Source organism: Rhizobium sp. NPDC090275 (assembly GCF_044772225.1).
GTDB lineage: Bacteria > Pseudomonadota > Alphaproteobacteria > Rhizobiales > Rhizobiaceae > Rhizobium.
In genome coordinates this window covers 23,950-45,621 of record NZ_JBIVYL010000002.1, presented here as the reverse complement: position 1 = coordinate 45,621, position 21,672 = coordinate 23,950, and the positions used below count along the sequence as shown (strand labels likewise).

Genomic DNA, 21,672 nt, shown 5'->3' with positions numbered 1-21,672 from the left:
CTCATGGCAAAAGCAAGAACACAATTCATCTGCCAGGGCTGCGGCACCATCCATAGCCGCTGGGCCGGCAAGTGCGAGGGTTGCGGCGCGTGGAACACCATCGTCGAGGAAGACCCTATGGGCGGGATCGGCGGTGGGCCGGCGAAGACGCCGAAGAAGGGCCGACCAGTAGCGCTGACCGCGCTGTCTGGCGAGATCGAGGAAGCGCCGCGCATCCATACCGGCATATCCGAGCTCGACCGAGCGCTGGGCGGCGGCTTCGTGCGGGGTTCGGCGGTGCTGATCGGTGGTGATCCCGGTATCGGCAAGTCGACGCTTCTCATGCAGGGGGCGGCGGCGCTTTCTCGGCGCGGGCATCGGATCATCTATGTCTCGGGCGAAGAAGCCGTGGCGCAGGTGCGGCTCAGGGCGCAACGCCTTGGGGCAGCGGATACGGATGTGCTGCTCGCAGCCGAGACCAATGTCGAGGATATTCTGGCGACGCTGGCCGAAGGCAAGCGGCCCGACCTCGTCATCATCGATTCCATTCAGACGCTGTGGAGCGATCTGGCCGAATCCGCGCCGGGCACCGTGACACAGGTGCGCACCGGCGTGCAGGCGATGATCAAGTTTGCCAAGCAGACGGGTGCCGCCATGGTGCTCGTCGGCCATGTGACCAAGGACGGGCAGATCGCCGGTCCGCGCGTGGTCGAGCACATGGTCGATGCGGTTCTCTATTTCGAGGGCGACCGCGGTCACCACTACCGCATTCTGCGCACCGTCAAGAACCGCTTCGGGCCGACCGACGAGATCGGCGTGTTCGAGATGTCGGACAAGGGCTTGCGCGAGGTGGCGAACCCTTCCGAGCTCTTCCTCGGCGAGCGCAACGAGAAATCGCCTGGAGCTGCCGTCTTCGCCGGCATCGAGGGCACGCGGCCGATCCTCGTCGAAGTGCAGGCACTGGTGGCGCCGACATCGCTCGGTACGCCGCGACGCGCGATCGTAGGCTGGGATTCGGCGCGGCTGTCGATGATCCTCGCCGTGCTCGAAGCGCATTGCGGTGTCAAGCTCGGGCAGCACGACGTCTATCTCAACATTGCCGGCGGCTACCGGATTTCAGAGCCTGCAGCGGATGTGGCGGTCGCATCGGCGCTGGTTTCGTCGCTTGCCGGTATTGCCCTTCCCGCCGATTGTGTCTATTTCGGCGAAGTCAGCCTGTCGGGCGCCGTCCGGCCGGTTGCGCACACGAACCAGCGCCTCAAAGAAGCCGAGAAGCTCGGATTTTCTGCAGCGCTGCTTCCATCGGGGTCCGCCGAACTGCCGAAAGGCACGGGCGGACGCTGGAGCGAGATCGAAAGCCTGCCGGATCTGGTCGCCCGGATCGCCGGCTCGAAGGGCGCTTTGAGACGTGTGGAAGAAGAGGTTTGATCCTTTCATCGCCGCAACAGGTGATGATATAGGATGCACGCAATGAGGCGCGACTGAGCTGCGAATTGGCGGCCGTCCTGGAGTTGGATTTATATGCCCATTACGATTTTCGACGGTATTGTCATCGGCGTCGTGCTTTTTTCCGCCGTGCTCGCCATGGTGCGCGGCTTCTCCCGCGAAGTGCTTTCGATCGCAAGCTGGGGCGGTTCGGCTGCCGCAGCCTACTATTTCTACCCCTATCTCGTGCCCTACGCCAAGAAGTACACCGACGATGACCGCATCGCGCTGGTCGGCTCGGCCGCGGTCGTGTTCCTGATCGCGCTGATCGTCATTTCCTTCATCACCATGAAGATCGCCGATTTCATCATCGACAGCCGCATCGGCGCGCTCGACCGTACTTTGGGCTTCCTGTTTGGCGCCGCAAGAGGCATACTTCTGCTCGTCGTCGCCACCGCTTTCTGGAACTGGCTCGTCGATGTCGATCACCGTCCGAACTGGGTGAACAACGCCAAGTCCAAGCCGTTCCTGGATTCGATGGTGACGAAGCTGCAGTCGGTTCTGCCTGCTGAATTCGCCCAGGTGATCCGCGCGAGCGTGATGGAAAAACTACAGCCGCAGGGCGGCAATGCGGAAGGCGACAATGCGCCGGCTTCCGATCAGGCGCCGGCCGAGGATGCCGCGCCCGCTCCTGCCAATGGTGCACAGCAGCCGTCTAATTGACGCAGTGTTCAACAGCTTGACCCAGCCTATGGCAGTTGCCATTTGAGGGGGACGCGAATAAAGGTCCGGCCGGGCACACGCTCCGCCGGGCTTACGCCGTTTTCGGAAGTGCCATTCCATTCTTGTGAGAGCAAAGGCCCGCAGCAATGAACCAGTCCCATTCCTCCACGCTCAACGACGAACTCGATGGCGATACGCTGCATGAGGAATGCGGTGTCTTCGGCGTTCTCGGCCATCCCGATGGCGCAACGCTGACAGCACTCGGGCTGCATGCTCTGCAGCATCGTGGACAGGAAGCGGCTGGCATCGTCACTTTCGACGGCAAGCAGTTCCATACCGAAAAGCGCATGGGCCTCGTCGGCGACCACTACACCGATCCGGCAACGCTGGCGAAGCTCCCTGGCTTCATTTCGATCGGCCACACGCGCTACTCCACGACGGGCGAAGTGGCGCTGCGCAACGTGCAGCCGCTGTTCGCCGAACTCGAAGTCGGCGGCATAGCCGTTGCCCATAACGGCAACTTCACCAACGGCCTGACGATGCGGCGCATGCTGATCGCCGATGGCGCCATCTTCCAGGCGACGTCGGACACCGAAGTGGTGCTGCACCTGATTGCCCGCTCCAAGCAGACATCCTCCTCCGACCGCTTCATCGACGCCATCCGCCAGATGGAAGGTGGCTACTCGATGCTGGCGATGACCCGCACGAAGCTGATCGCCGCGCGCGACCCGATCGGCATCCGCCCGCTCGTCATGGGCGAACTCGACGGCAAGCCGATCTTCTGTTCCGAGACCTGTGCGCTCGACATCATCGGCGCGAAGTACATTCGCGACGTCGAGAACGGCGAAGTCATCATCTGCGAAATCCAGCCCGACGGCTCGATCACCATCGACAGCCGCAAGGCCGATCAGCCGAAGCCGGAACGCCTCTGCCTGTTCGAATATGTCTATTTCGCCCGGCCCGATTCCGTCGTCGGCGGCCGTAGCGTCTATACCGCGCGCAAGAACATGGGCATCAACCTTGCCAAGGAAGCCCCCGTCGAGGCCGACGTCGTCGTGCCCGTACCCGATGGCGGCACGCCGGCAGCACTCGGCTTTGCCCAGGCGAGCGGCATCCCGTTTGAATACGGCATCATCCGCAACCATTATGTCGGCCGCACCTTCATCGAGCCGACGCAGCAAATCCGCGCCTTCGGCGTGAAGCTGAAGCATTCGGCCAACCGCGCGACGATCGAGGGCAAGCGCGTCGTGCTCGTCGACGATTCGATCGTGCGCGGCACGACCTCGCTGAAGATCGTGCAGATGATCCGCGATGCCGGCGCCAAGGAAGTGCATATCCGCGTCGCCAGCCCGATGATCTACTTCCCCGACTTCTACGGCATCGATACGCCCGATGCCGACAAGCTGCTCGCCAACCAGTATTCGAGCCTGCAGGCGATGTGCGACTATATCGGCGCCGACTCGCTCGAGTTCCTGTCGATCGACGGACTTTACCGCGCCGTTGGTGGCGAGAACCGCGACGCCGCCAATCCGCAATTCACCGACCACTACTTCACCGGTGACTACCCGACCCGCCTGCTCGACAACGACAGCACCAGCAATGTCCGCAAGCTCGCCGTCATGGCCAGCAACGGCTGATCTCGACTGACCTTTCGATCGAGGGGCCGATCGCGCCCCTCGCCTCCCCGCGCATACGGATAAGGCTACAATGAGCGTCAATCTCACCGGCAAGGTCGCACTCGTCACCGGCGCATCGCGCGGGATCGGCTATTTCACCGCACTCGAACTTGCCAAGGCCGGCGCCCATGTCGTCGCCTGCGCCCGCACGGTCGGCGGCCTCGAGGATCTCGATGATGCGATCAAGGCCGTCGGCGGCTCGGCGACGCTGGTGCCCTTTGACCTTGCCGACATGAACGCCATCGACGCGCTCGGCGCCTCGATCTTCGAACGCTGGGGCAAGCTCGACGTTCTCGTCGCCAACGCCGGCGTGCTCGGAGTGATCTCGCCGATCGGCCATATCGAGGCGAAGGTGTTCGAGAAGGTGATGACCATCAACGTGACGGCTACGTGGCGGCTGATCCGCTCGGTCGATCCGCTGCTGACGCGCTCCGAAGCCGGACGCGCCGTTATCCTGTCTTCCGCTGCCGCCCATCGCTGCCGTCCGTTCTGGGGCGCCTATTCGGCGTCCAAGGCTGCGGTCGAGGCCTTGGCGCGCACTTGGGCTGGCGAAACGCAGAGCACGCCGCTTCGCGTCACCAGCGTCGATCCGGGCGCCACGCGCACGGCGATGCGCGCGCAGGCGGTGCCGGGCGAAGATCCGGAAACGCTGCCGCACCCTTCCGAGGTTGCCAAGGCGATGATGCCGCTTCTGGCTCCCGACTACACCGAAACAGGCAAGCTGTTCATCGTTCGCGAGAACAAGCTCGTCGGCTACCAGATGCCCGGCTAAGCCGTTTCGGCTAGCGCGGCGCTTGCGCTGCTGTCCGGAAGAGGCCAGATAGGTCGGGCTCGGTCGGGCAAAGCGCGTTGAGATCGACAGGCCCCTGGATGCCGGCGATGCCGCCGGTATCGGCGAACTGCCAGATCGACCATGTCAAGCAATCGCCCACCGACGGCTCCCCAGCGATGCTTCGCAGCCAGAGATGGTGCGCGGGAAACATCTCCTCGTGCCCTCTCAGATATTGATCGAAGAAGGGCTGATCGACGTAGAGGATCGGCTTGCCGGGATAGGCGCCGTTTAGCTCCGCGAAGAAAGCCGTGAGCTCACCAATCAATTCCTCGCGTGTCGGCACCTTGCCGCAATTGCCGGTAAATTCGAGATCGATGGCAAGCGGAAGCGTTCCCTGTTCGGAAGGCACCGTCGCCAGCACGTTTTGCGCCTGATCGCGGCCGGGGCGGCAGAAGGTGAAGAAGTGATAGGCGCCCCTGACGATGCCCGCATTCTTCGCCGCCTGCCAGTTCTCGGCAAAGCGGGTGTCGCGATGATCCCCGCCTTCCGTCGCCTTCATGATGGCAAAGCGGACATTCGGCTGCGCGGCCAGCGCATTCCAATCGATCGCGCCCTGATGGTGGCTGATATCGATGCCCTGGATCGGATAATCGGCAAGCGAGGGTGGTGAGAAAGGGGCCATGGCGCGATGGTATGCCAGATAGGCGGCTGAAGCGACAGCCAGAAGGACGGCGGCAAGCACTGCCTGGTTTATTCGCTTCAATGGTGGCTCCACTTTGCCCGGCGTTGTTGTCTGATATAGGGCGGGCCTGAGCGATGTCGTGACCGCCCGGCCCTTCGCTTGCGCTCCGGGCGTTCGACGCTGCAATCGATTCGCTGGATCGATTGCTCGGGCTACGCCCGACCGCGTCTCACCCCCTTGACCAACGCCCGAAGCCGGGCCATAAAACCCGCCATGAAGACGGTTACCTGCATCATCTGCCGGAAGATTATTCGCTAGCGCGCTCGCTGGCCTGGCCGTTTTCGTCTCCCAATACGCCAAGATGACAAACGCCCCGGCCCGCCGGTCGCGATACGTTGTTTTTCGGATTATGGCATTTTGGGAGAATAGACATGAACGGCCAGTCGGGATCGAAGACGCCGGAACTCAAGCTGTACAACACGCTGACGCGCGAACGGACGGGCTTCGCACCGATCGACGCCGACAATGTGCGCATGTATGTCTGCGGCCCGACCGTCTATGACTTCGCCCATATCGGCAATGCCCGCCCCGTCATCGTCTTCGACGTTCTGTTTCGGCTGCTGAAGCATGTCTATGGCGACGACCACGTCACCTATGCGCGCAACATCACCGACGTCGACGACAAGATCAACGCCCGCGCGTTGCGCGATCATCCGAGCCTTTCGCTCAACGACGCGATCCATGCGGTGACCGAGAAGACGGCGCGGCAGTTCCACGAAGACGTGGCGGCACTCGGTTGCCTCGAGCCATCGGTGGAGCCGCGCGCCACCGACAATATCGCGCAGATGATTGAGATCATCGGGCGGTTGATTGCGCGTGGGCACGCCTATGAGGCCGAGGGCGAGGTGTTGTTCGACACCAAGTCGATGGCCGACTACGGACAGCTTTCCAAGCGCCCGCTCGACGAGCAGCAGGCGGGCGCCCGCATCGCGGTCGACGCGCACAAGAAGAACCCCGGCGACTTCGTTCTCTGGAAGGCCTCCAGCGACAGTGAGCCCGGCTGGGAAAGCCCCTGGGGTCGCGGCCGTCCCGGCTGGCACATCGAGTGCTCGGCGATGAGCCAGCGCTATCTCGGCGACATCTTCGATATCCATGGCGGCGGGCTCGACCTGATCTTCCCGCACCATGAAAACGAGATCGCCCAGTCGCGCTGCGCGCATGGCACCGAGGTGATGGCGAATGTGTGGATGCACAACGGCTTCGTGCAGGTCGAAGGCCGCAAGATGTCGAAGTCGGAAGGCAACTTCATCACCATCAATGAATTGCTGGCAACTGAGAAATTCGGCGGCCGCAAATGGCCGGGCGCGGTGCTGCGTCTTGCCATGCTGATGACGCATTACCGCGAGCCGATCGATTTTTCGGTCAAGCGCCTGGAAGAGGCCGAACGCCTGCTGGCAAAGTGGCCGGCGGCGGACGCCGGCGACGCCGCACCGTCTGAGGCGGTCCTCGGCGCGCTCCGCGACGATCTCAACACGGTGGCTGCCGTGCAGGCGCTGCATGCGCTGGCACAGGAAGCCAACGCCGACAAATCGCTGCTGCCGACCTACGCCGCCAGTGCCGCCCTGCTCGGTCTTTTGCCCGAGATGGCGGAGATCGATGAGGCGGTGGCGATCGAGATCGACCGGCGCGTGAAGGCGCGGTTGGAACTGCTGAAGGCCAAGAACTTCGCCGAGGCCGACAAGATCCGCGACACGCTGCTGGCCGGGGGCGTGCAACTGAAGGACGGCAAGGATGCGGTGACCGGCGAGCGGGTGACGACTTGGGAGGTGAAGCGGTAGTCATGGTCAGCGCTGCGGCCCGCGATACCCCCCTCTGCCCTGCCGGGCATCTCCCCCACAAGGGGGGAGATCGGCTGGGCGTGGCCGCATCGCCCAGCCATCAACGCTTCGAGTTCACTCAACGTTGCGTAGGGACGAGCGATCGCTACTATCCGATCTCCCCCCTTGTGGGGGAGATGTCCGGCAGGACAGAGGGGGGTAACACGCCCCCTGCGCTAACGAAGGAGCATGCGATGACCCATGCCCCCGTTCCCCCGCAGCGCCGGGCCAATGCCAAGCGCATGCGCAAGGCGCTGACCGAAGCTGAACTGAAGCTCTGGAACGAACTGCGCGCCCACAGGCTGATGGGCCTCGGCTTTCGCAGACAGGTCCCGGTCGCAGGCTTCATCGTCGATTTCGCCTGCCCCCAACATCGGCTGATCATCGAGATCGATGGCTCGCAACATGCGCGCGAACCGAACGCTGAGCATGACGAAGCGAGGACACATCGCCTCGAAGCGGACGACTGGACAGTTCTGCGCTTCTGGAACGACGACGTCCTGCACGACATCGACAATGTCTGCCTGCATATCCTGACAATCATAGGAAGGCACAGCTCATGACCTCAACCTACACCGGCGGCTGCCAGTGCGGCGCGATCCGTTTCCGGGTCCGGGGGACGCTCAAGGACTCCTCGATCTGTCATTGCCGCATGTGCCAGAAGGCCTTCGGTGCCTACTATGCGCCGCTGGTATCGGTGCGTGGCGCCGAGCTTGAATGGACGCGGGGCGAGCGGAAGCGGTTTCAATCGTCCAACGTCGTCGAGCGCGGCTTCTGCGCTGATTGCGGCACGCCGCTCACCTATGAGGCGCCGGATGGGATTGCGATTGCCGCCGGTGCCTTCGACGATCCCTCGGCGCTGCCGCCCATTATCCAGTTCGGCACCGAGCGCAAGATCGATTTCGTCGACCACCTGCACGAACTGCCGGCGCGGGTGACCGAAGACGATGCCGAGGCAGCACCTTTCGTGCTCGATCTCGTTTCCTACCAACACCCCGACCACGACACGGCCGAATGGCCATCTGGAGCATCATCATGAGCGAACCCATCCGAACCGGCGGATGCCAATGCGGCGCAGTGCGTTTTCGTATCTCGGGCAAGCTCGGGCGACCGTCGATCTGCCATTGCCGCATGTGCCAGAAGCAGTTCGGCGGGTTCTTCTCGGCGCTGGTGACGACACCTGAAGAAGGCATGGAGTGGACGCGCGGGGCGCCGAGCTATTTCCAGTCTTCCGTCAATATCGAGCGCGGCTTCTGCAAGGATTGCGGCACGCCGATGATCTACAGGCATCCTGGCGGGCTTGAGCTTGCGATCGGCACTTTCGACGACCGCAGCGATCTCGCACCGCAGGTCCAGGTGAACTACGAGGCGCGCACCCCCTGGGTCGAGACGATCTTCGACCAGCCTGTGCACAAGGACCCCGATTTCTACGCGCGGCAGGAGGCGATCATCTCCTTTCAGCACCCCGATCACGATACCAATATCTGGCCAGCCCAAGGCGTGAAAATATGACCGAAGTTCTCCGAACGCTCTATCCCGAAATCGAACCCTATGCATCGGGCCATCTCGATGTCGGCGACGGGCATGTGATCTATTGGGAACGCTCGGGCACGCCTGGCGCGAAGCCAGCCGTGTTCCTGCATGGCGGCCCCGGCGGCGGCATCGCGCCGAGCCATCGCCGGCTGTTCGATCCCGCGCTCTATGACGTGACGCTGTTCGACCAGCGCGGCTGCGGCCGCTCGACGCCGCATGCCGATCTCAATGCCAACACCACCTGGCACCTCGTTTCAGACATCGAGCGGCTGCGCGAGATGGCCGGCGCCGAAAAATGGCAGGTATTCGGCGGCTCCTGGGGATCGACGCTGGCGCTCGCCTATGCCGAGAAGTATCCGGAGCGCGTATCGGAACTGATCGTGCGCGGGATCTATACGCTGACTAGGGCCGAGCTCGACTGGTACTATCAGTTCGGCGTCTCCGAAATGTTTCCCGACAAGTGGGAGCGCTTCATCGCGCCGATCCCTGAGAACGAGCGGCATGAGATGATGCACGCCTATCACCGCCGGTTGACCCATGAGGACAAGGCGGTGCGGCTGGAAGCGGCGAAGGCCTGGAGCATCTGGGAAGGCGAGACGATTACGCTGATGCCGGAGCCTTCGACCAGCGGCAAGTTCGAAGACGCCGAGTTCGCCTATGCCTTTGCGCGCATCGAGAACCACTTCTTCGTCAATGCCGGCTGGATGGAAGAGGGCCAGCTTCTCCGCGACGCCCACAAGCTGAAGGATATTCCCGGCCTCATCGTCCACGGCCGCTACGACATGCCCTGCCCGGCCAAATATGCCTGGGCGCTGCACAAGGCCTGGCCGAAGGCGGATTTTCACCTGATCGAGGGTGCGGGACATGCTTACTCGGAGCCGGGGATTCTCGACAGGCTGATCCGGGCGACGGATATGTTTGCGGGGAAGAACTGAGGGAACTGCGGGTGAGGAGCTGAGGCAACTGTGCCCGCGGCCCCTCATCCGCCTGCCGGCACCTTCTCCCCGTTGGGGAGAAGAGACGTGATGCACCGACGTCGCTCCAACGGTACCGTCGCTCGATGAGCGAGGGATATCAACGAGTCTCTTCTCCCCCACGGGGAGAAGGTGGCGGCAGCCGGATGAGGGGGCTTCCGCACAACGCTGAACTTTACAACACACCCGGCCACCGGGAGGAACAGACATGAAAGACCGTATCTATCTCTTCGACACCACGCTGCGCGACGGACAGCAGACGCCGGGCATCGATTTTTCCGTCGAGGACAAGATCGCCATCGCCACCATGCTCGACGAGTTCGGGCTGGACTATATCGAGGGCGGATATCCGGGTGCCAACCCGACGGATACGGCTTTCTTTAACGAAAAGCGCACCCGCAACGCCTCCTTCGTCGCCTTCGGCATGACCAAGCGCGCGGGCGTTTCGGCTTCTAACGATCCGGGGCTCACCGGTCTCCTGCAGGCAAAGAGCGACGCGGTCTGTCTCGTCGCCAAGAGCTGGGACTATCACGTCAAGGTCGCGCTCGGCTGTTCCAACGAGGAGAACCTCGAGAGCATCTCGGAAAGCGTCAACGCCGTGGTCGCGGCGGGCAAGGAGGCGATGGTCGATTGCGAGCATTTCTTCGACGGCTACAAGGCCAACCCTCAGTATGCGCTCGCCTGCGCCAAGGCGGCCCATGATGCCGGCGCGCGGTGGGTCGTGCTTTGCGACACCAACGGCGGCACGCAGCCGCCCGAGATCCGCGCGATCGTCGAGGCGGTGATCGCATCCGGCGTTCCCGGGCACTGTCTTGGCATCCATGCCCACAATGATACCGGCCAGGCGGTCGCCAATTCGCTGGCCGCAGTCGAGGCCGGCGTACGGCAGATCCAGGGCACCCTCAACGGCATCGGCGAGCGCTGCGGCAATGCCAATCTGGTGACGCTGATCCCGACGCTGGCGCTGAAGGAGACTTACTCCTCACGCTTCACGACCGCCATCGACCCCGAACGTCTTCTCAACCTGACGCGGCTGTCGCATGCTTTCGACGAACTGCTGAACCGTTCGCCCGATCACCAGATGCCCTATGTCGGCGCATCCGCCTTCGCGACCAAGGCCGGCATCCATGCTTCCGCGCTCCTGAAGGACCCGCGCACCTACGAGCATGTGACGCCCGAGAGCGTCGGCAACTTCCGCAAGGTCATGGTGTCGGACCAGGGTGGCAAGGCGAATTTCATCAACGCGCTGAAGCGTCGCGGCATCGAGGTGGGCAAGGACGACCCGAAGCTCGACCGGCTGATCTCGCTCGTCAAGGAGCGCGAGGCCTCCGGCTACGCCTATGAAGGTGCGGATGCCAGCTTCGAGTTGCTCGCCCGCCGCACGCTCGGCACGATCCCCGAGTTCTTCTCGGTCGAGGGTTTCCGGGTGATGGTCGAGCGGCGCTTCGATTCGCATGGCAAGGTGAAGATCGTTTCAGAGGCAGTCGTGAAGCTCGGCGTCGATGGCCAGACCATCATGTCGGTTGCGGAAGGCGATGGCCCGGTCAACGCGCTCGACCTCGCGCTGCGCAAGGATTTCGGCAAGTACCAGCACGAAATCGACGATCTGGTTCTTGCCGACTTCAAGGTGCGTATTCTCAATGGCGGCACGGAAGCGATTACCCGCGTGCTCATCGAATCCACCGACAGCGACGGCGTGCGCTGGTGGACGGTCGGCGTGTCGGAGAACATCATCGACGCCTCGTTCCAGGCGCTGATGGATTCGGTCATCTACAAGCTGATGAAGAACCGACAGCTGGCGGGCAAGATCGCGGCCGAATAGGAACGCTCAATGAAGCGCGGCCATGACGAGGCCCCAGCGCTCTTGCGAGTACCACTCCTGCTCGGTCTTGACCGCATTCCAGCGCAGCGCGTGAATGCGGTTGAGCCCGCCGGCGTGGAAGGCGCGATCGAGCGCGGCGTAGGTCGAGAGTTCGCCCGAGATCCCCTCGCCCCAGACGAAATTGACCGGCTGCAGGAAGCGGGCGCTCAATTCATCCCCCTCCCTGCCGATGAGGAAGAAGGCGGCCTGCGACGTGACGCCGAGCAAGCGGCCTTCGGCACCCATGGCGGGCGTGCCAAGCGGAAACAGCAGGCGCCCACCTGTCGCGAGCTTGTCGATCCAGGGTTCGGCGGGGTGGTGCAGCGCGAAGTTCACGTAGACGGCATCCGCAGGCTCGCGAGGCCATTCGAGACCGTCTCCTTGAACGACCTCGACATTTGCATATCGCTCAAGATTGCGCCTGGCGTCGCGCGCCAGCTCCGCATCGAACTCGACGGCCACCACACGGCCGGTCTCGCCGACGATTTCGGCGATGATGGCGGTATAATAGCCGCTGCCAGCGCCGATGTGGCAGACCGTTTCGCCCTTGCGCAGCGCCAGTCGGTGCAAGGCGCCTGCGTGCAGGCTCGGGCTGCCATTGTTGACCTGGCGATCGGCCTGCAGCGCGAAGAGCAGGTCCTGGTAGAGAACGACAGGATCGCTTGAGGGTACCTCGACGTAACGCTTCCCGTCCCGCATCTTCCACGGCGGCGGCCCCAGGAAATCCTCGCGCGACACGGTGGAGAACGCGTTCAGCAGGTCTTCATCCCGATCGACACCCGCTTTGGCCAGCATTTGCACGGCATAAGCACGGCGGCAGATTTTCAGCTCGGCTTGATCCACGGTTGCATCCTGATAATTCAGCAATAGCGAATATCGCTTCAATGAAATGAATTGGCCTATTCACGGCCTTTGCGCTAATCGGGTGCCAATCATAAGAACCAATGGAAACACCCAATGTCTGCCGATGCAAGCATTCCCCTCGTGAAAAACGAGGACAGTCCGCGTGGCTTCGCCTTCGCGCTTACGGCCTATCTGCTCTGGGGCTTCCTGCCGATCTACATGAAGGCAGTCGCACATATCTCTCCGGCAGAGGTGATCGCGCATCGCATCCTCTGGTCGCTGCCGCTTGCCGGCATCGTGCTCATCGTGCTCGGCCGCACGCAGGATATTCGCATCGCGCTGCGCTCTCCGCGCATGCTGGCGATGGCCGCACTCACGGCATCGCTGATCACGGTCAACTGGGGGACCTATGTCTGGGCGATCGGCGCCGGGCATTCGCTGGATGCCGCACTCGGCTATTTCATCAATCCGCTGTTCAGTATCTTCCTCGGCGCGGTGGTGCTCAAAGAGAAGTTGCGGCCGGCGCAGATCGGCGCGATCGTGCTGGCGGGTCTCGCCGTCGTCGTGCTCGCGGTCGATAGCGGCGGCATTCCGTGGATTTCGCTGACGCTGACCATCTCCTGGGGTCTCTACGCGCTGTTTCGCAAGACCTTGCCGCTCGGACCGAACCAGGGGTTCTTCCTTGAGGTGCTGATCCTCAGCGTCCCGGCCCTCTTCTACGTCCTCTACCTGGAATTCGGCAGCGGAGCCGGCCATTTCTACCGCACGGGCTGGGCGGATACCGCGCTTCTGCTCGGCTGTGGTTTGATCACTGCTGTCCCGCTGATGATCTATGCCAACGGCGCCAAGCTCCTGAAGCTCTCGACGATAGGCATCATGCAATATATTGCGCCAACGATGATCTTCCTGATCGCCGTCTTCATCTTCAAGGAGCCGCTCGGCACCGCGCGCATGATTGCCTTCCCGCTGATCTGGGCGGGACTTTTCCTCTATACGTGGTCGATGCTGAGAGGCAGTCGGGGGCGATAAGCCCCCGCTTATTACAATTTCGAGATAACGGCTTCCTCGCCGTCGCGGTCGCTCGCGACTTCGGCGGCCTGCGCCATGATCGCCGGGATGATCTCTTCGATAGAGTCGATGACCAGCGGCTGCACCCGGTGGGCGGTGTGGATGAAGCCCTCGTCCGTCATGTGGCGCAGGAGCTCCATCATCGGGTCCCAGAAGCCGTTGATGTTGGCGAAGATCATCGGCTTCTCGTGACGGCCGAGCTGCGCCCAGGTCATGATCTCGATGATTTCCTCCAGCGTGCCGATGCCGCCCGGAAGCGCCACGAAGGCATCCGAGCGCTCGAACATCGTGTGTTTGCGCGCATGCATGTCAGGCGTTACAATCAACTCGTTGAGCTGGCCGAGGGAGTGGCGGGTCGCCTCCATGTCGATCAGGAATTCGGGAATGATGCCGGTCACCTGACCGCCGTTCGAGAGCGTACCGCTCGCAACCGCCCCCATGATCCCCTTGGTGCCGCCGCCATAGATCAGGCGCAGGCCGTAATCGGCGATCTCCTTGCCTAGCGCGCGGCCGGCGGCCATGTGGCTTGGGTCGCTGCCGGGGCGCGAACCGCAATAGACACAGATGGAGCGAATGGAATGAGATTGATCTGTCATGGGAGCAAACAACTATTCTCTCTGGGTCCAGTCAAGAAAAATGACGGAAAACATACATCTTACATTTGCCCGGCTACTTTGACTGCTTGTGCAAAGCAACGGGAATCGCTAGCAATTTCAGGAAGTCTGGCAAGATTGCCGCTTGGGGAGACCTGATGATGAAAAACCGTGCCGGCTTGCTGGCCCTTGCAGTGCTTGTAATCGCAATTCTGTTGATGGTCTTTGTCGTCATGCCCCGTATCGGTGGCGATGCCGGCAAGGTCGGTGACGCAATCAATCAGGCAAGCTCCGAGGTCAAGAAAACCGTAACCGAATCCGCCAAGACCTCGCGTCCGTCGGCGCCCGACGATGCCGCGACCGCTCAGAAGCTCGGCGGCCTGACGACGGCAGCCGGACAGGCACTTGGCGAACTTAAGGCGCTGTTTGCCGACGGCAAGGGCCCGACGGACGACGTTTTCGCAAGCGCCAAGACGAAGACGATCGGCGCGCTTCAGGCACTCGCCGATTTCGCGACCCCCGAGGGTACCAACCCGATCACCACGGCTGCGATCGACAAGGCCAAGGCCGGCGCCGCCAAGGCGCTCTCCATCATCCAGTCGCTGCCCGAAAACATCGCCGACGCAGCAGCCGCGATTGCACGTGCCGAAGCGGCCCTAACGGGCGCGCCGGAGCCCGCGGCACCTCAGACGCAGGACAACGCGGCCGCGCCGGTTGCCGAAGGTCCGAAGCTGCCGACCTTCGATGTATTGCGCGTCGAGCCAGACGGCTCCACCGTCATCGCCGGTTCCGCCGAGCCGAACAGCAAGCTTGAAATCCTCGATGGCGACAAGGTGCTGATGGGTACGGATGTCGGCGACAATGGCGATTTCGTCGCGGTTCTCGACAATCCGCTTGCCGCCGGCGACCACCAGCTGCAGCTTCGCGCGACTGCCAAGGACGGCAAGGTCACGACCTCGGAAGAGATCGCCACGATTTCGATCCCCAAGGACGGCAATGCATCGCAGCTGCTCGCCATGGTCTCCAAGCCGGGTGCCGCCAGCCGCATCATCACCGCTCCCGGTGTAACGCCTCCGGCAGCCGCCAACGACACTGCCGCGACCGACCAGGCCTCGGCAGCGCCGCAGGCACAGGCTCCAGCGACATCAGAGACGGCAACCGCCCCGGCTATGGCAGCCGCACCGGCTGATGTCCGTGTCAATGCCGTCGAAATCGAAGGCGACAAGATCTTCGTCGCCGGCACCGCGAAGCCTCAGGCCAACGTGTTCGGCTATGCCGACGACAAGCTGATCGGCAAGGCCAAGGCCGGCGCGGATGGACACTTCGTCATCGACGGCGTGATGCCGCTTGCCGTCGGCGACCACAAGATTCGCGTCGACGTCGTCGATGCGGCCGGCAAGGTGCTGGTTCGCGCTTCGGTCAACTTCAACCGCCCTGAAGGCAACCAGGTCACGGTGGCGGCGCAGTCCGGCACGCCCACGGGCAACGCGGCGACGCCGATGGTCTCGCTCGACGAAGGCGCGCTCGGCAAGCTGAAGAACGATGCGGCCAAGGCATTCGCGCTTCTGAGCGGCCTGTTCAGCGACGGCAAGGTGCCCGGCAACGAGCAGCTCGCCGCCGCCCGCTCGGCCAACGAGTTCGCGCTGAAGTCGATCGTCGATTTCCGTGCAGCTGCCGATGCGACAACCGACTTCAAGGAGCGGGTCACCACCGCTTCGATGAAGGCAAGCGATGCGCTGAAGCTGCTGCAATCGCTGCCGCGCGACGCCAGCTCGGTCGGCGCCGCACTCGCCAAGCTCGGTCAGATGGTGGCCGATATGACGGCACCGCCGGCTGCACCCGCGGCACCGGCTGCCCCTGCAAACGAGGTTGCTAGCGGCGATGCCGGTCCCGCAACCATCGAGCAGGCGCCGCTGCAGGAAAGCAAGGAAACCGTGATCATTCGCCGTGGCGATACGCTGTGGCAGATCTCGCGCCGCATCTATGGCGCGGGCGTGCGCTACACGACGATCTACGTCGCCAACGAGGACAAGATCGTCAATCCCGACCGCATTCTGCCGGGCCAGGTCTTCGGCCTTCCGAAGGACGCCTTGCCAAACGCAGAAGAGATGCACCGCAAGCGTCTTTCGGGCGAGCATCTCTAGGACAGACAAGAATATTGAAGATTACCGGGGCCGGCATCGATATGATTGCCGGCCTCTCTTTTCCTTTGATCTTCTTCTGTTGTATTGCTCCGCCCGCAACCCTATTTGGCGTTGACGGCGATCATGTCAGGCGGCGACTTTGCGTTGCGCCCTTCCCCTCTTTGCCGGCAACCCGACACTTCCAGGGCCTGACGCGGGCCGGAGACATGCATGGCAAACGGCAAGACAGTTTCAGACTCCAATCTGTTGCGGACCCTCTTCAATCTCTGGCCCTACATGTGGCCGACGGGGCGCGGCGATCTGAAGATGCGGGTCGTCTGGGCATCGGTTTACCTGCTGGTGTCGAAGTTCGTGCTGCTGCTCGTGCCATATTTCTTCAAGTGGTCGACGGATGCGCTGAACGGCAAGTCTGACCTTCCGGGCAAGGTGCCTGATCTTCTCGTCGGTGCCATCGCGCTCGTCATCGCCTATAACCTCACCCGGCTGATCCAGCTGGCCCTGAACCAGCTGCGCGACGCGCTGTTTGCGAGCGTCGGCCAGTATGCGGTGCGCCAGCTTGCCTACAAGACCTTCGTGCATATGCACGAGTTGTCGCTGCGCTTTCACCTGGAACGCAAGACGGGCGGGCTGTCGCGGATCATCGAGCGCGGCACGAAGGGCATCGAGACGATCGTGCGCTTCACGATCCTGAACTCCGTGCCGACACTGATCGAATTCCTGCTCACCGCCATCATCTTCTGGTGGGGCTACGGCTTCTCCTACCTCGCAGTCACGGCCTTCACCGTCTGGGCCTATATCTGGTTCACCATCCGCGCCAGCGACTGGCGCATCTCCATCCGCAAGACGATGAACGACAGCGATACCGACGCCAACACCAAGGCGATCGATTCGCTTCTGAACTTCGAGACGGTCAAATATTTCGGCAACGAGGACATGGAAGCCAAGCGCTTCGATACGTCGATGGCGCGTTACGAGAAGGCGGCGACCAGCGTCTGGACGTCGCTCGGCTGGCTCAACTTCGGCCAGGGCGTGATCTTCGGCCTCGGCACGACCGTGATGCTCATTCTCTCGGCGCTGGCCGTACAGCGCGGCGAGCAGACCGTCGGCGACTTCGTCTTCGTCAACGCCATGCTGCTGCAGCTCTCGGTGCCGCTCAATTTCATCGGCTTCGTGTACCGCGAAATCCGCCAGGGCCTGACTGATATCGAGCAGATGTTCGATCTGCTCGAAGTGCAGGCCGAGGTGAAGGATGCACCCGATGCCAAGCCGCTGAACATCGAGCAAGGCGCCATCTCGTTCAAGGACGTGCATTTCGCCTACGACCCGGCCCGCCCGATCCTGAAGGGCATCTCGTTCGACGTGCCTGCTGGGAAAACGGTGGCGATCGTCGGGCCGTCGGGGGCCGGCAAGTCGACCATGTCGCGGCTGCTCTATCGCTTCTATGACATCCAGAGCGGGTCGATCACCGTCGACGGCCAGGACGTGCGTGGGGTCACGCAGAAGAGCCTGCGCACCGCGATCGGCATGGTGCCGCAGGATACCGTGCTCTTCAACGACACCGTTGCCTACAACATCCGCTACGGCCGGCCGTCGGCCACCGAAGCCGAGGTCAAGACCGCGGCCGAGATCGCGCAGATCGCCCACTTCATCGACCTTCTGCCGGAAGGCTTCAACACCATGGTCGGCGAGCGCGGGTTGAAGCTTTCGGGCGGCGAGAAGCAGCGCGTGGCCATTGCCCGCACGATCCTGAAGGCCCCGCCAATCCTCATCCTCGACGAGGCGACATCGGCGCTCGACACCACGACGGAACGCGAGATCCAGACCGCGCTCGACGTCGTCTCCAAGAACCGCACGACGCTGGTCATCGCCCACCGTCTTTCGACCGTGATCGGCGCCGACGAGATCATCGTCTTGAAGGCCGGCGAGATCGCCGAGCGTGGCACCCATGCGGAGCTATTGCTGAAGAACGGCCTCTACGCCTCGATGTGGAGCCGCCAGCGCGAGGCGACACAGGCCGAGGAACATCTGAAGCAGGTGCGCGAGAACGACGATCTCGGCGTGGTCAATCGGCTGGCACCGGCAACCTAAGCCCGCAGACGCTTGCCGTTCATCAGCAAGCTTAGATGTGCATGAGAGGGCATCGGCATTGCCCCCAAGAGTGTTTCCCTGTAACCAGCGGAGACGAAAACGCTAGGAGAGCGGCATACATGAGCTTGTTCAATACGGTACGCAACACGATCGTTCCGGTGCACAAGGAAGGTTATCCCTTCATCGCGGCCTTCTTCGTGGCCTCCCTCATTCTCGGCTGGATCTTCAAGCCGCTGTTCTGGATCGGCCTGATCCTGACGCTGTGGTGCGCCTATTTCTTCCGTGATCCGGAGCGCATGACGCCGCAGGACGACGATCTGGTGATCTCGCCCGCAGACGGCAAGGTATCGTCCGTGCAGTTGGTCGTGCCGCCGGCGGAGCTCAATCTCGGCTCGGCCCCGATGCTGCGCATCTCCGTCTTCATGAACGTCTTCAACTGCCATGTGAACCGCGCGCCGATGCGCGGTCGCATCGTCAGCGTCAACTATCGCTCGGGAAGCTTCGTCAACGCCGAGCTCGACAAGGCCAGCGAAGACAATGAGCGCAACGGCCTCGTCATCGAAACCGCCCATGGCCAGATCGGCGTGGTGCAGATCGCCGGCCTCGTGGCGCGCCGCATTCTCTGCTGGGCCAACGCCAATGAACCGCTGGATGCCGGCGAGCGCTTCGGCCTGATCCGCTTCGGCTCGCGCCTCGACATCTTCCTTCCCGAGGGCGCGCAGCCGCGCGTCACGCTCGGCCAGACGGCCATCGCGGGCGAAACGGTGCTGGCCGAATTCGGCTCCGCCAAGGGCCCTGTCGTCAGCCGCCGCGCCTGAGAACCACTAGGAGCGCGATCATGGAAACGCCCTTCCCGCCTTTCGAACCCAATGGCCCACCCGATGATTCGGGTCGTGGTCCTCGGCTTCGCGAGATTCCATTGCGGCTGGTCGTTCCCAACCTGATCACCATCCTTGCCATCTGCGCCGGCCTGACCGGCATTCGGCTCGCCTTCGAAAACCGCTACGAGCTAGCCGTCGGCATGGTTCTGGTCGCCGCCTTCCTCGATGGCATCGATGGGCGCGTCGCGCGACTGATGAAGGCGACGTCGAAGTTCGGCGCGCAGATGGATTCGCTGGCGGATATCGTCAATTTCGGCGTTGCACCGGCGCTGGTCGTCTATGTCTTCGCGCTGGATCAGGCGCGCTCGCTCGGCTGGATCGCAGCTCTCATCTATGCCATCGCTGCCGGCCTGCGGCTGGCGCGCTTCAATGTGATGTCTGAGCGCGAGAACAAGGCGAGCTGGCAGTCTGAATATTTCGTCGGCGTGCCCGCGCCTGCCGGCGCCATGCTGGTGCTTCTGCCGGTCTATCTCGGCTTCCTCGGGATGACCACCGACAAGACCTTCGGCTATCTCTCGGCCGCCTACACGGTACTCATCGCCTTCCTGCTCATCAGCCGCCTGCCGGTGTGGTCCGGCAAGTCCGAGGGCACCAAGCTTCGGCGTGATCTGGTGCTACCGATGATGCTTGGCGTGGTGCTTTACGTCGCCATGCTCTCCAGTTTCACCTGGGAAGTCATGTCGCTCACCGCCGTGGTCTACCTCTGCACGCTGCCGTTCGGCGCTCGCAAATGGAAGCGCAAATACGGGACGCTGACGATCGAAGAGCCGGGCGTCGGCGAAGACGATATCGGCCGTCACATCTGACGATTCCCCAGCAATCCTGACCTGTCCCGCTCCGCTCAAGCCTCGCGAATTATGGTTTGGCGACACAAATCATGATGTGTCTTGCCTCCATTTTGTCGCTATTTCGGGCAAAAGAGCAATAAATATAAGAGTCTAGGGACAGAAGTTAAGGAGAGTAACGTGACCCCGAAGAAGACGAATGTGGAACAGCCTGCAAAGACCGATCTCAGCGCGCACTACCGCCCGCTCGGCCTGAAGGCAGTTCTGGCTGCGGCGCTGATGCTGAAGAAGCCGGCACTCGCGAAGAAGATCGCCTGATCACGACGTCAGGACACGGGCGCCGAGGCTGATGGCCAGAAGCGCCATGACGATGCCGATGAGCACGTCGAGAACCCGCCATGCGGCGGGTTTGGCAAAGACCGGTTGCAGCAGACGCGCACCGTAGCCCAGACCGAAAAACCAGATGAATGACGCAGCCGCGGCCCCGAGGCCATAAGCCAGGCGATCCGCACCGTGATAGGCGGCAGACAGGCTGCCGAGCAGAACGACCGTGTCGAGATAGACGTGCGGATTGAGGAAAGTGAAGGCCAGGCACGTGGCCACCGCCGCCTTCAGCCCCAACGGCTCCGGCGTTCCCGCCTCGATGGCGCCGGGGTGAAGCGCGCGCCGGAATGCCATGAACGAGTAAGTGCCGAGAAACAGCATGCCTCCGAGGCTGACGACGGTAATCAGCGTCGGCGATTGCGAGACGAGCGTGCCGAGACCGGCGACGCCTGCTGCAATCAGCAGCGCATCCGACAGGGCGCAGATCAGGCACAGGATGAAGACATGCGAGCGCAGCAATCCCTGCCTCAGAATGAATGCGTTCTGGGCGCCGATGGCGATGATGAGGGAAGCGCCGAGGAAGAGACCGGAGAGCGCGGCCGAAATGGAGAACATGTGATTTTCCGGATGTGACTGCGGTGGGAATATAGAATCAGAAGAAGCTGAGCTGGCCGTCATCCGGCTTTTTCTTGTCAGCGGGCGGCAGCGGCTTTTCCAGCGGCACCGGTGTCTGCAGGTCCTCGCCCATGTTGGCCACCTTGTTGACCTTGTCGGAGACCGGTATCGCCTCGAAGAAATCTTCCTCGACCGGCCGCATGAGATCGGCCACCTCGCGCGGTTCCTGGGTCTTGCAATCGAGCCAACGGGTGAAATCCTCGGGCTTGATGACGACAGGCATGCGGTCGTGGATCGGGGAGATCGCGGCGTTGGCTGATGTCGTGAGGATCGCGCCCGTATCCACTTCGGAACCATCGGCCGAGGACCATGTTTCCATGAGCCCTGCAAAGGCGACCACGCCGCCGTGGCGCGGCTTGATCCAATAGGCCTGCGATTTCTCGCCGCTCTGCTTCGAAGGGCGATGCCATTCGTAGAAGCCGGAGGCTGGAATAAGCACGCGGCGATGGCGCATGGCGGCGCGGAACGATGCCTTGCCGATCGCCGTTTCCGAGCGGGCGTTGATGAGAAGCGGAAATGCCTTGGGGTCTTTCACCCAGCCGGGCGTGAAGCCCCAGCGAACGAGAAGCGCCCGGCGGTCCGGCAGGTTGCTTCCCCGCTCCTGTCCCTCACCTGAAACAACCACCAGGATCGGCTGAGTCGGCGCGATGTTGAAGCGCGCGGGGAAATCCTCAAGGTCGAGGATACCCAGAACTTCCTTCAGCTCCTCGGGGGATATGGTCAGGGCGTAGCGTCCACACATGCCAATCTATTTGCACCCTGCCCTCTC

The 21,672-nt window shown here is 62.8% G+C and carries 21 protein-coding genes; 16 read left to right on the top strand and 5 right to left on the bottom strand.

The window, feature by feature from the left end; genetic code table 11:
• Positions 1–3: 3 nt before the first annotated feature.
• The 4 genes from radA to ACIQUB_RS04350 all read left to right on the top strand — a co-directional run bounded on the left by radA (position 4) and on the right by ACIQUB_RS04350 (position 4,575).
• Positions 4–1,407, top strand: a complete 1,404-nt coding sequence (radA, locus tag ACIQUB_RS04365; RefSeq protein WP_018898771.1) for a DNA repair protein RadA — start codon at positions 4–6, stop codon at positions 1,405–1,407.
• A gap of 93 nt (positions 1,408–1,500) precedes the next feature.
• Complete coding sequence (locus ACIQUB_RS04360) at positions 1,501–2,127, top strand: CvpA family protein (RefSeq protein ID WP_018898772.1); 627 nt, start codon at positions 1,501–1,503, stop codon at positions 2,125–2,127.
• A gap of 146 nt (positions 2,128–2,273) precedes the next feature.
• A complete protein-coding gene (purF, locus tag ACIQUB_RS04355) occupies positions 2,274–3,764 on the top strand; it encodes an amidophosphoribosyltransferase (protein ID WP_113236595.1) in 1,491 nt (496 codons plus the stop codon).
• A gap of 70 nt (positions 3,765–3,834) precedes the next feature.
• A complete protein-coding gene (locus ACIQUB_RS04350) occupies positions 3,835–4,575 on the top strand; it encodes an SDR family NAD(P)-dependent oxidoreductase (protein ID WP_113236596.1) in 741 nt (246 codons plus the stop codon).
• A gap of 10 nt (positions 4,576–4,585) precedes the next feature.
• On the opposite strand, the gene ACIQUB_RS04345 is transcribed toward ACIQUB_RS04350, so the two are convergent.
• Entirely contained in the window at positions 4,586–5,338 is a 753-nt protein-coding gene (locus ACIQUB_RS04345; protein WP_113236597.1) for a GH25 family lysozyme, read from the bottom strand.
• 350 nt (positions 5,339–5,688) lie between these two features.
• On the opposite strand from ACIQUB_RS04345, the gene cysS reads away from it, so the two are divergent.
• The 6 genes from cysS (at position 5,689) to cimA (ending at position 11,463) form a co-directional block, all read left to right on the top strand.
• A complete protein-coding gene (gene cysS / locus ACIQUB_RS04340) occupies positions 5,689–7,095 on the top strand; it encodes a cysteine--tRNA ligase (RefSeq protein ID WP_402928757.1) in 1,407 nt (468 codons plus the stop codon).
• 233 nt (positions 7,096–7,328) lie between these two features.
• Positions 7,329–7,697 (top strand): DUF559 domain-containing protein, encoded by a 369-nt coding sequence (locus ACIQUB_RS04335; RefSeq protein WP_113237342.1) that lies wholly within the window; start codon positions 7,329–7,331, stop codon positions 7,695–7,697.
• Positions 7,694–8,173: a GFA family protein gene (locus tag ACIQUB_RS04330; protein WP_113237343.1), complete on the top strand. Its 480-nt coding sequence runs from the start codon at positions 7,694–7,696 to the stop codon at positions 8,171–8,173. The genes ACIQUB_RS04335 and ACIQUB_RS04330 overlap by 4 nt, the downstream gene beginning before the upstream one ends.
• Positions 8,170–8,646 (top strand): GFA family protein, encoded by a 477-nt coding sequence (locus ACIQUB_RS04325; protein WP_113237344.1) that lies wholly within the window; start codon positions 8,170–8,172, stop codon positions 8,644–8,646. The genes ACIQUB_RS04330 and ACIQUB_RS04325 overlap by 4 nt, the downstream gene beginning before the upstream one ends.
• On the top strand, positions 8,643–9,602 hold the full coding sequence (pip, locus tag ACIQUB_RS04320) for a prolyl aminopeptidase (protein ID WP_113237345.1): 960 nt from the start codon (positions 8,643–8,645) through the stop codon (positions 9,600–9,602). The genes ACIQUB_RS04325 and pip overlap by 4 nt, the downstream gene beginning before the upstream one ends.
• Positions 9,603–9,849: 247 nt before the next feature.
• Complete coding sequence (gene cimA / locus ACIQUB_RS04315) at positions 9,850–11,463, top strand: citramalate synthase (protein ID WP_113237346.1); 1,614 nt, start codon at positions 9,850–9,852, stop codon at positions 11,461–11,463.
• 6 nt (positions 11,464–11,469) lie between these two features.
• Here the strand turns inward: cimA and ACIQUB_RS04310 are convergent, their stop codons facing one another.
• Complete coding sequence (locus tag ACIQUB_RS04310) at positions 11,470–12,345, bottom strand: protein-L-isoaspartate O-methyltransferase (protein ID WP_402928756.1); 876 nt, start codon at positions 12,343–12,345, stop codon at positions 11,470–11,472.
• A 114-nt stretch (positions 12,346–12,459) separates the two neighbouring features.
• Here ACIQUB_RS04310 and rarD point away from each other — a divergent pair, with 114 nt between their 5' ends.
• Positions 12,460–13,374: an EamA family transporter RarD gene (rarD, locus tag ACIQUB_RS04305; RefSeq protein ID WP_113237348.1), complete on the top strand. Its 915-nt coding sequence runs from the start codon at positions 12,460–12,462 to the stop codon at positions 13,372–13,374.
• 11 nt (positions 13,375–13,385) lie between these two features.
• Here rarD and ACIQUB_RS04300 read toward each other — a convergent pair whose 3' ends face one another.
• Positions 13,386–14,009, bottom strand: coding sequence for a TIGR00730 family Rossman fold protein (locus ACIQUB_RS04300; RefSeq protein WP_026283057.1), 624 nt, complete (start codon positions 14,007–14,009; stop codon positions 13,386–13,388).
• A 155-nt stretch (positions 14,010–14,164) separates the two neighbouring features.
• Between ACIQUB_RS04300 and ACIQUB_RS04295 the strand changes: the two genes are divergently transcribed.
• The 5 genes from ACIQUB_RS04295 (at position 14,165) to ACIQUB_RS04275 (ending at position 20,222) form a co-directional block, all read left to right on the top strand.
• Positions 14,165–16,150, top strand: a complete 1,986-nt coding sequence (locus ACIQUB_RS04295) for an Ig-like domain-containing protein (protein ID WP_113237349.1) — start codon at positions 14,165–14,167, stop codon at positions 16,148–16,150.
• 210 nt (positions 16,151–16,360) lie between these two features.
• Entirely contained in the window at positions 16,361–18,238 is a 1,878-nt protein-coding gene (locus ACIQUB_RS04290; RefSeq protein ID WP_113237350.1) for an ABC transporter ATP-binding protein/permease, read from the top strand.
• A gap of 35 nt (positions 18,239–18,273) precedes the next feature.
• Complete coding sequence (locus ACIQUB_RS04285; protein WP_402928753.1) at positions 18,274–19,056, top strand: phosphatidylserine decarboxylase; 783 nt, start codon at positions 18,274–18,276, stop codon at positions 19,054–19,056.
• A 20-nt stretch (positions 19,057–19,076) separates the two neighbouring features.
• Positions 19,077–19,925 (top strand): CDP-diacylglycerol--serine O-phosphatidyltransferase, encoded by an 849-nt coding sequence (gene pssA / locus ACIQUB_RS04280; protein ID WP_018898788.1) that lies wholly within the window; start codon positions 19,077–19,079, stop codon positions 19,923–19,925.
• A 159-nt stretch (positions 19,926–20,084) separates the two neighbouring features.
• Positions 20,085–20,222 (top strand): hypothetical protein, encoded by a 138-nt coding sequence (locus tag ACIQUB_RS04275; RefSeq protein WP_018898789.1) that lies wholly within the window; start codon positions 20,085–20,087, stop codon positions 20,220–20,222.
• Here ACIQUB_RS04275 and ACIQUB_RS04270 read toward each other — a convergent pair whose 3' ends face one another.
• Positions 20,223–20,843 carry a LysE/ArgO family amino acid transporter gene (locus tag ACIQUB_RS04270; RefSeq protein ID WP_113008443.1) on the bottom strand — a complete coding sequence of 207 codons (621 nt, stop codon included), beginning with the start codon at positions 20,841–20,843 and terminating at the stop codon, positions 20,223–20,225.
• Between the two features lie 37 nt (positions 20,844–20,880).
• Positions 20,881–21,645: an SOS response-associated peptidase gene (locus tag ACIQUB_RS04265; protein WP_113237352.1), complete on the bottom strand. Its 765-nt coding sequence runs from the start codon at positions 21,643–21,645 to the stop codon at positions 20,881–20,883.
• Positions 21,646–21,672 lie beyond the last annotated feature (27 nt).

What these genes read in the sequence shown, in the direction of transcription:
- radA (WP_018898771.1), top strand. Translation starts at nt 4, where the DNA reads ATGGCAAAAGCAAGAACACAATTCATCTGCCAGGGCTGCGGCACCATC.
- ACIQUB_RS04360 (WP_018898772.1), top strand. Translation starts at nt 1,501, where the DNA reads ATGCCCATTACGATTTTCGACGGTATTGTCATCGGCGTCGTGCTTTTT.
- purF (WP_113236595.1), top strand. Translation starts at nt 2,274, where the DNA reads ATGAACCAGTCCCATTCCTCCACGCTCAACGACGAACTCGATGGCGAT.
- ACIQUB_RS04350 (WP_113236596.1), top strand. Translation starts at nt 3,835, where the DNA reads ATGAGCGTCAATCTCACCGGCAAGGTCGCACTCGTCACCGGCGCATCG.
- cysS (WP_402928757.1), top strand. Translation starts at nt 5,689, where the DNA reads ATGAACGGCCAGTCGGGATCGAAGACGCCGGAACTCAAGCTGTACAAC.
- ACIQUB_RS04335 (WP_113237342.1), top strand. Translation starts at nt 7,329, where the DNA reads ATGACCCATGCCCCCGTTCCCCCGCAGCGCCGGGCCAATGCCAAGCGC.
- ACIQUB_RS04330 (WP_113237343.1), top strand. Translation starts at nt 7,694, where the DNA reads ATGACCTCAACCTACACCGGCGGCTGCCAGTGCGGCGCGATCCGTTTC.
- ACIQUB_RS04325 (WP_113237344.1), top strand. Translation starts at nt 8,170, where the DNA reads ATGAGCGAACCCATCCGAACCGGCGGATGCCAATGCGGCGCAGTGCGT.
- pip (WP_113237345.1), top strand. Translation starts at nt 8,643, where the DNA reads ATGACCGAAGTTCTCCGAACGCTCTATCCCGAAATCGAACCCTATGCA.
- cimA (WP_113237346.1), top strand. Translation starts at nt 9,850, where the DNA reads ATGAAAGACCGTATCTATCTCTTCGACACCACGCTGCGCGACGGACAG.
- rarD (WP_113237348.1), top strand. Translation starts at nt 12,460, where the DNA reads ATGTCTGCCGATGCAAGCATTCCCCTCGTGAAAAACGAGGACAGTCCG.
- ACIQUB_RS04300 (WP_026283057.1), bottom strand. Translation starts at nt 14,009, where the DNA reads ATGACAGATCAATCTCATTCCATTCGCTCCATCTGTGTCTATTGCGGT.
- ACIQUB_RS04295 (WP_113237349.1), top strand. Translation starts at nt 14,165, where the DNA reads ATGATGAAAAACCGTGCCGGCTTGCTGGCCCTTGCAGTGCTTGTAATC.
- ACIQUB_RS04290 (WP_113237350.1), top strand. Translation starts at nt 16,361, where the DNA reads ATGGCAAACGGCAAGACAGTTTCAGACTCCAATCTGTTGCGGACCCTC.
- ACIQUB_RS04285 (WP_402928753.1), top strand. Translation starts at nt 18,274, where the DNA reads ATGTGCATGAGAGGGCATCGGCATTGCCCCCAAGAGTGTTTCCCTGTA.
- pssA (WP_018898788.1), top strand. Translation starts at nt 19,077, where the DNA reads ATGGAAACGCCCTTCCCGCCTTTCGAACCCAATGGCCCACCCGATGAT.
- ACIQUB_RS04270 (WP_113008443.1), bottom strand. Translation starts at nt 20,843, where the DNA reads ATGTTCTCCATTTCGGCCGCGCTCTCCGGTCTCTTCCTCGGCGCTTCC.
- ACIQUB_RS04265 (WP_113237352.1), bottom strand. Translation starts at nt 21,645, where the DNA reads ATGTGTGGACGCTACGCCCTGACCATATCCCCCGAGGAGCTGAAGGAA.